Origin of the sequence: Rhodanobacter spathiphylli B39 (assembly GCF_000264295.1) — a bacterium.
Classification (GTDB): Bacteria; Pseudomonadota; Gammaproteobacteria; order Xanthomonadales; family Rhodanobacteraceae; genus Rhodanobacter; species Rhodanobacter spathiphylli.
In genome coordinates this window covers 98,441-110,549 of record NZ_AJXT01000012.1, presented here as the reverse complement: position 1 = coordinate 110,549, position 12,109 = coordinate 98,441, and the positions used below count along the sequence as shown (strand labels likewise).

The following is a 12,109-nucleotide window of genomic DNA, read 5'->3' as shown; positions in this document are numbered from 1 at the left end:
TGGCCGAGCCGGGAAGTCGAACATCCCTCAGCGCCGCAGCGAACGCGCCGCGGCCAGCCGGCGTTGCCGCGCCGGTTCGCCCAGCAACACCGGCAGCCATGGTGCCAGCGGCTGGGGCGTGATGCCGAGAATGGCGTAGCCATCCACCTTGCCCACCGAATCGGTGCGCAGCGAACGGAAGTTGTCCAGCGAGAACGGCTTTCCCGGCAACAGTTCGGCGAACTGCGCCTGCAACTGACCGAGGCTGTCGGGCAGGGCGATGATCGGCGTGTGCAGGCCCGCGGCGTCGCGGATGCAGCGCACGATCTCGCCCAGGCTGAGCACGTCGGGGCCATACAGCTCGAAGCTGCACTGCCGGCCCAGGCGCTCGTGGTTCACGCAACGGGCGATCGCCTCCGCCACGTCACCGACCCAGGTCGGCGCCAGGCGCGACTGCGCCCGTGCCAGCGGCAGCGCCGGCATGTTTCGCAGCAGCGCGGCGAAGCGGCTGACCAGTCCGTCACCGCGGCCGAAGATCACGCTGGGCTGGTAGATCGTCCAGTCCAGCGCGGACGTCCTGACCAGGGCCTCGGCTTCGCCGCGCGTCTTCAGGTATTGCGACAGGCCTTGGCCGGCCTTCAGCGAACTCATCTGGTGCAGGCGTCCGACGCCGCTGTCGTGGCAGGCGGCGATCAGCCGTCGGGTCAGCTCGACGTGGGTGCGCTGAAAGCTGTGCCGACCACCCTGGTTGAGTATGCCGACCAGGTTGATGGCTGCATCGGCCCCTGCCAGTTGGCGACGCAGCACGGCGTCATCGTAGATGTCGGCGTTGCGGACGCTCACGCCCGGCAGCACGGCGAGTGCGCGGTGCCGCTCGCGATCACGGCTGAGCAGCACGATGCGATGGCCGTCGGCAGCCAGTCGCGGGACCAGCTGCTGGCCGACGAAACCGGTGCCGCCGAGGATGACGAGTTGCTGTGCGGCCATGGGCGGCGTTCCTTGCTTGAACAGGTGTGGAGATCGGTCAGCGAGAAACGCTGGCGGCGCCGGCCGGTGCCGTTGTCGGCGTGGTAGTCGGCGCCGGGCAGCTTACTTTGCGGCGTGGCGTGCCATTGCCGGGCAGGCTGTACGGTTGGCCGATCGCATCCATGCGGGTGGCCAGCGGCACCACCGAATGGCCGTCCAGACGCCAGTCGTAGATCACGCTGAAGGCCATTACGCGGGCCACGTATTCGCGGGTTTCCTTGTACGGAATGCTGGCCACGAACAGGTCGGTGGGCAGGGTACCGCGGGCGGCCAGCCACTGGTCGACCTTGTTCGGGCCGGCGTTGTAGGCGGTGCTGGCCAGCCACGGCGAGCCGTTGAAGCGAGCCGCCATCTGCGCCAGGTAGCGCGTGCCCAGCGCGATGTTGGTGGCCGGGTCGTACAGGCTGTCGCCGCCGGCCCAGTCCAGTCCGTTGCGACTGGCCACCCGCGCCGCGGTCTCCGGCAGCAACTGCATCAGGCCGCGTGCATCGGCGCCGGAATGCGCGTCGCTCATCCATGCGCTTTCCGCCCGCAGGATGCCGTAGGCCCAGGCCGGTTCGATGCCGGCCTGCTCGGCCTGCGGCACCAGGCCGTCCTGGCTGGCCAGCGGGAAGCGCAGGTCATACAGGCGCAGGGCATCGCCGCTGCTCAGGGTGAATACGGCGCGGTCGTACCAGCCGCGGCGGTTGGCCATGTCGGCGGCGATCCTCTGCGTGGCCACGTCGCTGCCCTGCAGGGCGCGTGTCCATTCGCGCCGGGCCAGTTTCGGCAGGTCCACCGCGTACAGCTCGAACGCGCGCACCAGCCCCGGCATCGCCAGCAGCTGCTGTTCGCGCTGCGGGTCGTCGGCCAGGGTCAGCGGGCAGATCGCGTACGGCTGGTCGAGCCGGTCCGCCGACATGAAGCCGAAGAAGGTCGGCTGGTCGGCCTGCTCGGCGAACTGCCGCCGGGCTTCGTCGGCGCGGCCCAGCGCGGCCAGCGCGCGGCCGCGGAAGTATTGCCATTCGCCATCCTGCTGCTGGCTGGCAGGCATCGCGTCGATGCCCGCCAGCGCCGCGCTCCAGTCCTGCCGGGCCAGCGCCACGCGCACGCGCCATTCGCGGGTGCTGTCGGTCTGCGCGGCGGCGGGCAGCGCGATCAGCCGGGCCAGGGCATCGTCGTCGAAGTCGGTGGCGCGGAACAGCGCCAGGGTCTGCAGGATGCGGTTGCGCTGGGCCTCGCTCAGCGTGAAGCGCGATTGCAGCTGCTGCCACGCGGCGTCGGCGCTGTCGCTCTGGCGTCGGGCCAGCCGGGTCAGCGCCAGCGTGACGGCGTGGCGCTGGCGCGTACCGTCGGGCCAGTTCGTCGCGTCAGCGATTGCGGCAGCCGGATCACGCAGCGCGGTGGCCAGTTGCTGCGCAGCGGGCTGTTCGCTGGCAGGCAGCCAGCTGGCCAGGCTGGCGATGGTGCCGGCCTGGCCGGCGTCGGCCGCGCGATCGATCCGTGTCCACAGCCGTGCGTCGGTGAGCAGGCCCTGGTCGTGCGCGGCGTCGAGCACCGGATCGCAGGCGCCGGGCAGGTTGGCGCGGGTCCACAGTTCGGCCAGGTCGCGCTGGAAATCCAGCTTGCCGCCGCCGGCGAGTTTCGCCTGCAGCGCGTCGCAGCTGAGCGTGTCGCCGAGGCCGGGCTGGTACAGCGCAAGAAAGCCGCTCCAGTCCTGCCGGCGCGCCAGCTCCAGCAGGAACGCGCGGCGCAGGTCGGCCGCGGGTATCCAGTCCGGATACTGCGCGAGATAGGCTTCCACCGTGGCGCGGTCGACCTGCTGGATGTCGTGTTGCAGCGCCGCCGCAGCCAGGTAGGGATACAAGGGATAGTCGTGCAGGTTGCCGGCAAGCTGGCGCCAGCCGTCGCCGCCCTGCTGGGCGACGGCATACGCCTGCTTGAAGGCGACGCGCTGCGCGGCATCGGGCGTGGCGGCCAGTGCGGTCGAGCCGGTGAGCAGCCAGGCGCCGGCCAGCGCCAGCCAGGCCAGCGGCACGCGCCGCGACGAAGCGAAAGAAAACATGACAACTCCTGCGGTGGATCGCAGCCAGTGTAGTGGATGGCCCGTTTCGACTTGTCGCCATCCGGTGAGTGCGTGGTGGGCCCTGTTAAGGCAACGCTGACCAAGTATCGCCGCCGTCATGATGACTGGAAGGCTCGCAGGTGATGTTGCGTGGCGCCGGCAAGACTGGCCGTCTTGCCAAGCTGCGCGGCATCGGCTGGAGGCCTTCCAGTCATCACCTCATCATTTCAAATTCAAGAAGTTGAGGCCCACCCTCTCTGTCCGCATACCTTCGGTCCGTCGCCTCGACAGACGGCCAGTCTGTCGAGGCGACGGCCCTGTGGTCTGCGAACAGAGAGGGTGGGTGACGGTGGTGATACTTGATCAGCGTTCCCTTAAGCTGTCGCGCTTCCTCCACGCCTTTACCGGGATCGGCATGTCGCCAGCTGCTTCGCCTGTTTTCCGTCGCGTCTGGCCGGCATGGCTCGCGCTGGTGGTGATGGCACTGGCCGCCGCATGGTGGTGGTGGGCGATCGGTCGACCCGTGGCCTTGCCGGATGCGCCGTCGGCGCGCATCGCCTGCGTGTCGTATGCGCCGTTTCGTCGTGCTGGCGAGACGCCACTGGACCCGACGGCGCACATCAGCGCCGAGCGCATCGATGCCGATCTTGCCGCGTTGTCGCAACGCTTCGATTGCGTGCGCACGTATTCGCAAGGGCAGGGCCTGAGCGAAGTGCCGGCGATCGCCGAACGCCATGGCATGAAGGTGCTGATGGGCATCTGGCTGGGCGGCGACGCGAAGGCGAACGCCGAACAGGTGCGACTGGGCATCGCCACCGCAAACAGGTATCCGCAGGTGCTGCGCGGGGTGATCGTGGGCAACGAGGTGCTGTTGCGTGGCGATCTGCCGGTCAGCCAGTTGGCCGTCTATCTGAAACAGGTGCGCCAGGCGGTCACGGTGCCGGTGACCTATGCCGACGTGTGGGAGTTCTGGCTGCGCCATCCCGAGCTGGCCGGCTCGGTCGACTACCTGACCATCCACATCCTGCCGTACTGGGAAGACCAGCCGGTGTCACCCGAGCGGGCGGTGCGGCACGTGGCCGACGTCTACGCGAAGGTGCAGCAGGCGTTTCCCGGCCGCGCCGTGATGATCGGCGAGACCGGCTGGCCCAGCGCGGGCCGCCCGCGCCAGGCGGCCAGCGCCAGCGTGGTCAACGAGGCCCGCTACCTGCGCGAGTTCCTGCGCTACGCGGCCACCGTACACATGCCGTACAACGTGATCGAAGCGTTCGACCAGCCGTGGAAACGCGCCCAGGAAGGCACCGTGGGCGGCTACTGGGGCATCTTCGATGCGCAGGCACGACCGAAGTTCGCGATGCAGGGGCCGGTGGTGGAAGAGCCGCACTGGTGGGCGGGCTGGCTGGCCGGCGTGGCCGGTGCCGGCGTGTTCCTGCTGGTCGGTGCGTGGCGGCGTCGCTGGCGCGGCGCGCGTGGCTGGCTGGCCCTGATGCTGGCCGGCGCGGCCAGCGGTGGCGCGCTGGCCTGGCAGTTCCGCCAGATGTGGTACGCCTGTCGCGACGCATGGGAGTGGACGGTGTCGCTGGGCGCGTGCGCACTGGCGCTGCTTGCCGCGCTGCGCCTGGCGCACTGGATCGCCGCGCGCCTGTGCGGGGCGGCGGCGCCGCTGCCGCGGCCGTGGTGGCGACTGGGCTGGTTGTTCGCGCTGGCCTTCTACGGCCTGTTGCTGGTGGTCGACGGGCGCTATCGGGATTTTCCGCTGGGCCTGTTCCTGTTGCCCTGTGCCGGCTACGCGCTGCTCGGCTGGCTGTCCGATCGTCGCGCGCCGCTGATGCCGTTGCTGGAGGAGCGCTTCCTGGCCTGCCTGCTGCCACTGCTGGCGGCGGCGGTGCTGTGGCAGGAGGCGGGGCTGACTCCGGTGGCGTGGTTATGGCTGGGTATGAACCTGCTGCTGGCCGCGCCGGTCTGGTCGGCGTGGCGGCAGGCCGTCCGCCTGCAACCTGAGCAGGCGTAGGCAACCGACCAGCGCAGCCAGCGCGCCGCTCTCGAAGCAGTACAGCTGCAGCGCCACGATGCCCAGGGCGGCGGCCAGCCAGGCCAGCCACCGGCGCTTCCACAACAACGCCGACGCGGTCGCGATCAGTGCCGCGATGCCATACACGTTGTGCAGGAAACCCAGCACCAGCCGCTGCCGCCACGGGCACCACCACGGCGCGTGGCCGGCGCCGCACTGCTGCGCCATCGAGCCGGGCTCGACCACGCCATAGCGCAACCACGCGCCGAGCAGCGCCACCAGCAGCAGGGCCAGCCATGGCCAGGCCAGTCGCCATCGGTTCGAGGTCATCGACTGCGCTTCGCCGAGGCCTTGCCGCCGACGTGCGCCGGCAGGCGGATCTCCGCCGCCAGCGGCAGGTGATCGGAGAATGCCTGCGGCAAGGCCCAGGTTTTCTCCAGCGTGATCGCCGGCGAGGTGAGGATGTGATCCAGCGCCCGCCGCGGCTTCCAGCTGGGGAAGGTGGGCGTGGGCTGGGCTGGCGGCTGCAGCGTGGACTTGGTGAAAAGTTGTTTCATCTCGGCGCTGCCGGGCTCGGCGTTGAGATCGCCCATCAGCACCGCATGAGGGAAATCCTGCAGCAACTCGGCGATGAAGCCGAGCTGGCGGGCACGCGCCTGCGCGCTCAGCGACAGGTGGGCGACCATCACCGCCAGCGCGTTGTCGCCTTCGCCGAACTGGGCCAGCAGGGCGCCGCGGCCCGGGATACGGCTGGGCAGCGGGTAGTCGGTCACCGAATGCGGTTCGAGCCGGCTGATCAGACCGTTCGCCGAATGCGCCAGCCTGGCCATCGCCCGGTTGGGCTGGTGGCTCCAGAACGGCAGGCCGGAGGTTTCGGCGAGGTAGCGGGTCTGGTTGAGGAAGCCCGAACGCAGGCTGCCTGCATCGGCTTCCTGCAGGCCGACCACGTCGAACTGCGCCAGCACTTCGGCGAGCCGGTCGAGGTTGTCCATCTTGCTGCGTCCGGGCAGCACCGCACTGAGGCTGCGGGTCACGTACTGGCGATAGCGCTGCACGCTGGCGCCGGCCAGGATGTTGCAGCTCAGCAGGCGCAGGTGACGCTCGGCAGGGGCGGTTGAAACGGAGGCGCGAGTCATGGCGGGCCGCTACGCGAAAAGGGAAAGCCGGCGCATGAGCTCATGCGTCGAACTGGCGGCGAGCATGATCCATCCGGTGTGAACGCCACGCCAGCCGCCGGAAGGGCGGCAACTACTTGCCGGCCAGCTCGCGCTTCACCAGCCACTGCGTGACGGCGACCATCTCGTCGTAGGAGTGCACCGCGGCGACGCGGTACTTGCCGTTGATCACGATGGTCGGCGTGCCGTCGACCTGCCACTTCTGGATCAGGGCGAGATCGCTCTTCATCTGGTCGGTGGTCTGGGTCGACGTGGCCGCCCGCATGAACGCGGCGCGATCGACGCCAGCGCGTGCGTAGAAATCGGCCAGCTCGTCCATCGAGTTGATCGGGTAGTGCTGCTCGAACTTGGCCTGGAACAGGGCCAGGTGCGTGCGATCCAGCACGCCCAGCTGCTTGGCTGCGTAGAACGCCCGGGCAAATGGCACCCATTCCGCGCTGAACGGCGCCGGCACCAGCTTGAACTCCACGCCCTTGGGGAACTGTCTGGCCAGCGCGTCGGCCACCGGCGCGAAGTGGGCGCAATGGATGCAGCCATACGAGAACACCTCGACCACCTCCACCTTGCCCTCGCTGCTGTAGCGCTGGTGCGGGGCGGGCAGGGTGACGTACTCGGTGCCGTCGGTGTACGGGTCCACCGCGCCGGATTTCGCGGTACAGGCGGTGGCCAGCAGCAGGCCGGCAAGCAGGATCAGGACGCGGGAACAGGCGAATCGCTGGAACATGGGTTTCTTCGCTCGAATGCGGTGGGGATGCCGGCTGACCAGCTTAACCGAAGCGCTTACTTGCCAGCCGCTTCCTTCGACACCAGCCACAGGGTCAGCTCGATCGACTGCGCGTAGCCGCCCGCGTCACCCGCGGTGAAGCGGTACTTGCCGTTGACGATCATGGTCGGCGTGCTTTCCACGCCGTAGGCCTTCATCAGGTCGTCGGCGCGCTTCATCTGGGTGTTGACGCTGAACGAGTTGGCGACGGCGACGAACTCCTTCGGGTCGACACCGTACTTGGCGTAGAACTTCGCCGCATCCTCGATCGTGGGCCACGCCTCCTGCGGCTTCAGTCCGCTGGAGGTGGCGTTGTAGGTCGACAGCTCCTTGCTCTTCCACACCGCGTCGTACATCGCGTCGTGGCTCTTGTCGACCACGCCCAGCGCCTGCGCGGTGTAGAACGCGCGCTGGTACATCGGCCAGTTTTCGTCAGGACGGAAGGAGGCGGCCAGGTAGTTCATCACCGCGTCCGACGGCAGGCTCTTGGCGATGCGGTCGACGGTGGAATGGAAAGCGTTGCAGGCCGGGCAGCCGTAGGAGAACACCTCGGTCACCTCGATCTTGCCCGGATGGCTGGTCGGCTGCGCCGGATCGATGCGGAAGTAGTTCTTGCCTTCGACCCACTTGCCGGTGTCCACGAACGGCGCGGCGGCCACCGCCGGCTTCGCCGTGTCGGCGGGAGCCTCGGTCGGCGCGACGCTTGCGCTGCCGGCCGGTGCGGCGGCGGTGCTGGCGGCAGCGGCGGTGGAGGCGGTGGCGGGGCTGCTCACGGTGCCGGCCGGCGCCGTGGCGGCAGGGGCCGTGCTGGTGACGGCCGGAGCGGTTGCCTCGGCGGCGCTGTTATCGCTGTTGCTGTCATGGCTGCAGGCGGCGAGCGCGAGCAGGGCGGCACACAGGAACGGCAGACGCTTCAACATGGCAGACCTCGAAAGTGGGGCGCGAAAAACCAGCGCGCCGACACTTGATGGTCGGCGCGGGTTCGATCAGGGAGTGGCGGCAGGCTGGCTGTCGGCGCTGTGCAGGCCTTCGATGTAGCTGGCCAGGGCGGCGATGTCGTCGGGGGTCAGCTGCTTGGCGATCGCCGGCATGATCTGCGCATGCGCGTCGTCACCCCAGGTGGTGCCGTCGTGCCAGGACTTCAGCGTCGCCTCGATGTACTGTGCGTGCTGGCTGGTCAGCTGCGGATACATCGCGCCCGGGTTGCCGCGACCGTCGATGCTGTGGCACGCCATGCAGGCCGGAATGCCACGGGTCGAATCGCCCTGGCGGAACAGCGTCTGGCCATGCTCGACCAGGGCCTGGTCGGCCACGCCCGGCAGCGCCGTCTTGCTGGAGAAGTAGGCACCCACGTCATGCATGTCCTGGGTCGACAGCGGCGCGGCCATGCCCATCATGATCGGGTTCTGGCGCTTGCCGGCCTTGAAGCTGGTCAGCTGGCGAACGATGTACTGCTCGCTCTGGCCGGCCAGTTTCGGGTACTGCGCATCGGCGGAGTTGCCGTCCATGCCGTGGCAGGCGCCGCAGACGGCGGCCTTGGCCTGGCCCGCGGTGGCGTCACCCGGCTTGGCCGGGGCTTCAGCAGCGGCGACGGCCGGTGCCGCAGGCGCCGCGGCGGCAGTGCTTGCGGCAGCGGGGGCCGCGGTCTCCGGCTTGGCATCTTGGGCCATCGCGGCGCTGGCGGACAGCGCGAACACGAGGGCCATGGCGGACCCGAGAACAGCGGGCCGAAAACCAGCGGACCGAAAACTCATACACTTGACTCCCGAGAGACTTGCAAACACTGCCAGCGATCGCGGCCACGCGGCCCGCAACAGGCAGAAACCGAAGAATTATCCCTGCGCCACCCCAGCTTGGTCAAACCATCCTCATGTCCAATCCCCTCCAGGGCGCGCAATTCGTGCTCGCCGCCCATCGCATCAGCCAGCTTCCCGCCGACCAGGGCGCGGAAGTCGCCTTCGCCGGCCGCTCCAACGCGGGCAAGTCCAGCGCGTTGAACGCACTGACCAACCACAAGGGCCTGGCCCGCACCTCGAAGACGCCGGGGCGCACCCAGCAGATGGTGGCTTTCAGCCTGCCGCCGCACCGGGATGCGCAGGAGCGACCGACCCCCGACCTGCGCCTGATCGACCTGCCCGGTTACGGCTACGCCAAGGTGCCGCTGGACATGCGCGAGCACTGGAAGCAGGAGATCGACGCCTACCTGCACCAGCGCCGCAGCCTGCGCGGGCTGGTGCTGATCGTCGACATCCGCCATCCGCTGAAGGAATTCGACCGGCTGATGCTGCAGTTCTGTTTTGACACCCAGCTGCCGTGCCACGTGCTGCTGACCAAGGCGGACAAGATCTCGCGCGGCCAGGCGGCGCAGGCACTGGCCGCGTTGCGCAGGCAGTTCGCCGCCGAAAACCTGTCCGCCACCGCCCAGGTGTTTTCTTCGTCGGCCGGCACCGGGGTGGAGGAGGCGCGGCAGGCGGTGATGGACTTGCTGGCGCAGCCGCGCGAAGGCGCACATCAGGGCCGCGAGCGCTGAGCCGCCACGGCCGCGACCAGGGTTTCAGCCCTGCACGGATGCCATGAACACCGCGCAGAGCGCTTCCATGCCGGCGCGGTCGTCTTCGTCGAAGCGGTCGGTGACCGGGCTGTCGACATCCCACACGCCGAGCAGGCTGCCGTCGGCCTTGACCAGCGGCACCACGATTTCCGATTGCGAGGCGGCGTCGCAGGCGATGTGCCCGGCGAACGCGTTGACGTCGCGCACCAGCTGGGTTTCGCGGGTCTGCGCAGCGGTGCCGCAGACGCCCCGGCCCAGCGCGATGCGGATGCACGCGGGTTTGCCCTGGAACGGACCCACCACGAGTTCATGGCCGTCGTACAGGTAGAAGCCTGCCCAGTTCACCTGCGCCAGGCTGTGATAGACCAGTGCGCCGAAATTGGCCGCGTTGGCGATCAGGTCGCGCTCGCCGGCCAGGATGCCGCGCGCCTGCTGCACCAGGTCGGCGTAGTGCTCGCGCTTGCTGGCGTAGGTCTGGGCTTTCAGGTCGAACATGCGATGCGTCCCGCGGCAAAGCCCGTATTATGCGCCGAGCCACCATCACGGGGGATGCCAGATGAGTCTGACCGAGCAGCGCGAAGGGATCGAGGCGGGGCGCCTGGACATGTTCGTGGATGGCGCGTTCGCGTTCATCCTCACCTTGCTGCTGATCGGCGGCGAATCGATTCCCGACAGCACCGGCAAGTTGCTGCACGCGCTGGGCGGCATCCCCGCGTTTGCCGTGTGCTTCTTCCAGATCGCGTTCTTCTGGCATGGCCACGTGCGCTGGCGCAAGCGTTGCCTCGGCGCGGGCGCCAGCGGGCGCTGGCTGTCGCTGCTGCTGGTGTTCTTCGCGATGATCTTCGTCTATCCGCTGCACATGGTGTTCTCAGGGGTGTTCTCCTCGATCAGCGGCGGCTACCTGCCCGGTGATTTCACGGTGAGCGGGCCGGCCGACATGCGCACGCTGTTCGTCTGCTACGGGCTGGCCTACGCCTGCATGGCCGGCACCCTGGCCCTGCTGTTCTCCGATGCGGCCAGGGTCGCCGCCCGGCACGGTCTGGACAACCTGGACGCACGCCGCGAGATGCGGATCTGGATCGTGCCGGCGGCGATCGGCCTGGCCTCGGCGCTGGTCGCCCTGCTGATGCCGTTGTCGGTGCCCGGCTGGATGTGGTCGGTCCCCGGCCTGATGTACTCGCTGCTGTTCCTGATCGGCCCGGTGGTGAACCAGTTCAACCGGCGCTACGCGCAGGCATGACGACGACGGTGTTCATCGCCGGCACCGACACCGGCATCGGCAAGACCCACGCCGCCTGCACCCTGCTGCATGCCTTGCGCGCGGCCGGCCGTGACGCCTGCGGCATGAAGCCGGTCGCCAGCGGTTGCGTGGAAACCCCGCAAGGCCTGCGCAACGACGATGCGCTGGCGTTGCTGGCGGCGGGTGCTGATGCGGGGTTGCCGTACGCGCTGGTCAATCCGGTGGCGCTGCGCGACCCGCTGTCGCCGCATCTTGCTGCCGCCCACGACGGCGTGACGATCACCCTGGCGCCGCTGCGCGCCGCGTTCGAGCAACTGGCCGCGCGGCACTCGACGGTGGTGGTGGAGGGCGTGGGCGGCTGGCTGGTGCCGCTGGCGCCCGGCCTGTCGGCCTCGGACATCGCCAGGCAATGGCAGTTGCCGGTGATCCTGGTGGTGGGCCTGCGCCTGGGCTGCCTCAACCACGCCCTGCTCAGCGCCCGGGCAGTCGTGGCCGACGGCTGCCACCTGCTGGGCTGGATCGGCAACCGGGTGGACCCGTCGATGGACGCGCCGGAAGAAAATCTGGACACGCTGCGCGCGTTGCTGCCCGCGCCGTGCCTGGGCGTGCTGCCGCACGGCGTGGCGCCGGCGCAGGCCGCGGGCTGCCTGGCCGCCGCCGTGGCCGCCTTGGACTGAGCTTCACATCCGATGTGTTCGGATGGCGCACGTTTCCCACGCCGGAGTGACCATGGCCCGCAACCACTACTACCTTTCGATCGCCGACATCGTCCACGCACGGGGCGACGATCCGCGTTTCTCGTGGGATGGCGCCGGCCCGGACGGTTTCGCCAGCACCCTGCAGCAAGCCTTGCGCAGCGACGAGCTGTTCCGGCGCTGGCGCGCGGCGCAGCCCGATCCGGACGCGGTCGACGACAGTCTCGGCGCCACCGACCCGGCCGCGCAGGTGGACGCGCGGGTGGTCGACCTGCACACCGAGGTGGACCTGATCACCGATCTGCCGATGAGCGTGGTGCGCCATCGGCTGTACCTGCTGATCGGCGGCGCCTGGCAGTTGCGCGACCTGCGCGCCGCCTGAGTCGCAGGATTCTGCGCCGCCTCACGGCGTCACCGTCTGGAAACGGGCCGCCATCTCGCCAGGAGCGTGGGCGGTACAAACCAGGTGAGCGAGGCAACGCGGTCCTGAGTCAGGTTTTTCGATCGTTCGAGGCGAACAGCCGTAGCCATTCGACGAAAAGGAGCGGAAAAGCTGGCCAAAACCACGCCGCCGCAGCCGCTTGTGTTTCTACCGTCCACGCTCCTACAGTCGGCGGTCAGACTT

At 69.1% G+C, this 12,109-nt stretch carries 13 protein-coding genes; 5 read left to right on the top strand and 8 right to left on the bottom strand.

Translation table 11 applies throughout. The features are described from left to right. Positions 1 to 27: 27 nt before the first annotated feature. Positions 28 to 966 carry a complex I NDUFA9 subunit family protein gene (locus UU7_RS07140; protein WP_007806791.1) on the bottom strand — a complete coding sequence of 313 codons (939 nt, stop codon included), beginning with the start codon at positions 964 to 966 and terminating at the stop codon, positions 28 to 30. A gap of 37 nt (positions 967 to 1,003) precedes the next feature. After that, positions 1,004 to 3,049: a transglycosylase SLT domain-containing protein gene (locus UU7_RS07135; RefSeq protein ID WP_007806789.1), complete on the bottom strand. Its 2,046-nt coding sequence runs from the start codon at positions 3,047 to 3,049 to the stop codon at positions 1,004 to 1,006. A gap of 415 nt (positions 3,050 to 3,464) precedes the next feature. Between UU7_RS07135 and UU7_RS07130 the strand changes: the two genes are divergently transcribed. Then, positions 3,465 to 5,060: a glycoside hydrolase family 17 protein gene (locus tag UU7_RS07130; RefSeq protein WP_007806787.1), complete on the top strand. Its 1,596-nt coding sequence runs from the start codon at positions 3,465 to 3,467 to the stop codon at positions 5,058 to 5,060. On the opposite strand, the gene UU7_RS07125 is transcribed toward UU7_RS07130, so the two are convergent. The 5 genes from UU7_RS07125 to UU7_RS07105 all read right to left on the bottom strand — a co-directional run bounded on the left by UU7_RS07125 (position 4,974) and on the right by UU7_RS07105 (position 8,704). Next, positions 4,974 to 5,390: a hypothetical protein gene (locus tag UU7_RS07125; RefSeq protein WP_040673020.1), complete on the bottom strand. Its 417-nt coding sequence runs from the start codon at positions 5,388 to 5,390 to the stop codon at positions 4,974 to 4,976. The two genes, UU7_RS07130 and UU7_RS07125, sit on opposite strands and share 87 nt — an antisense overlap. Further along, positions 5,387 to 6,196 (bottom strand): endonuclease/exonuclease/phosphatase family protein, encoded by an 810-nt coding sequence (locus UU7_RS07120; RefSeq protein ID WP_007806781.1) that lies wholly within the window; start codon positions 6,194 to 6,196, stop codon positions 5,387 to 5,389. Before UU7_RS07120 ends, UU7_RS07125 begins: the two co-directional genes overlap by 4 nt. Before the next feature lie 112 nt (positions 6,197 to 6,308). Continuing rightward, complete coding sequence (locus UU7_RS07115) at positions 6,309 to 6,959, bottom strand: thiol:disulfide interchange protein DsbA/DsbL (protein ID WP_007806779.1); 651 nt, start codon at positions 6,957 to 6,959, stop codon at positions 6,309 to 6,311. A 56-nt stretch (positions 6,960 to 7,015) separates the two neighbouring features. Continuing rightward, positions 7,016 to 7,918: a thiol:disulfide interchange protein DsbA/DsbL gene (locus tag UU7_RS07110; protein WP_007806777.1), complete on the bottom strand. Its 903-nt coding sequence runs from the start codon at positions 7,916 to 7,918 to the stop codon at positions 7,016 to 7,018. Between the two features lie 66 nt (positions 7,919 to 7,984). Next, on the bottom strand, positions 7,985 to 8,704 hold the full coding sequence (locus UU7_RS07105; protein ID WP_007806776.1) for a c-type cytochrome: 720 nt from the start codon (positions 8,702 to 8,704) through the stop codon (positions 7,985 to 7,987). Between the two features lie 164 nt (positions 8,705 to 8,868). On the opposite strand from UU7_RS07105, the gene yihA reads away from it, so the two are divergent. Next, the gene (gene yihA / locus UU7_RS07100; RefSeq protein ID WP_007806773.1) at positions 8,869 to 9,528 is read left to right on the top strand and encodes a ribosome biogenesis GTP-binding protein YihA/YsxC; all 660 of its coding nucleotides are present in this window, start codon (positions 8,869 to 8,871) and stop codon (positions 9,526 to 9,528) included. A 24-nt stretch (positions 9,529 to 9,552) separates the two neighbouring features. On the opposite strand, the gene UU7_RS07095 is transcribed toward yihA, so the two are convergent. Continuing rightward, positions 9,553 to 10,044 (bottom strand): GAF domain-containing protein, encoded by a 492-nt coding sequence (locus tag UU7_RS07095; RefSeq protein WP_007806772.1) that lies wholly within the window; start codon positions 10,042 to 10,044, stop codon positions 9,553 to 9,555. 61 nt (positions 10,045 to 10,105) lie between these two features. Here UU7_RS07095 and UU7_RS07090 point away from each other — a divergent pair, with 61 nt between their 5' ends. Genes UU7_RS07090 through UU7_RS07080 form a run of 3 tightly spaced genes read left to right on the top strand, consistent with a single transcriptional unit; the run spans position 10,106 to position 11,866 of the window. Continuing rightward, on the top strand, positions 10,106 to 10,789 hold the full coding sequence (locus tag UU7_RS07090; RefSeq protein WP_007806769.1) for a TMEM175 family protein: 684 nt from the start codon (positions 10,106 to 10,108) through the stop codon (positions 10,787 to 10,789). After that, positions 10,786 to 11,466, top strand: a complete 681-nt coding sequence (bioD, locus tag UU7_RS07085; protein WP_007806767.1) for a dethiobiotin synthase — start codon at positions 10,786 to 10,788, stop codon at positions 11,464 to 11,466. Before UU7_RS07090 ends, bioD begins: the two co-directional genes overlap by 4 nt. Positions 11,467 to 11,518: 52 nt before the next feature. Beyond that, positions 11,519 to 11,866: a hypothetical protein gene (locus UU7_RS07080; protein ID WP_007806766.1), complete on the top strand. Its 348-nt coding sequence runs from the start codon at positions 11,519 to 11,521 to the stop codon at positions 11,864 to 11,866. Positions 11,867 to 12,109: the final 243 nt, after the last annotated feature.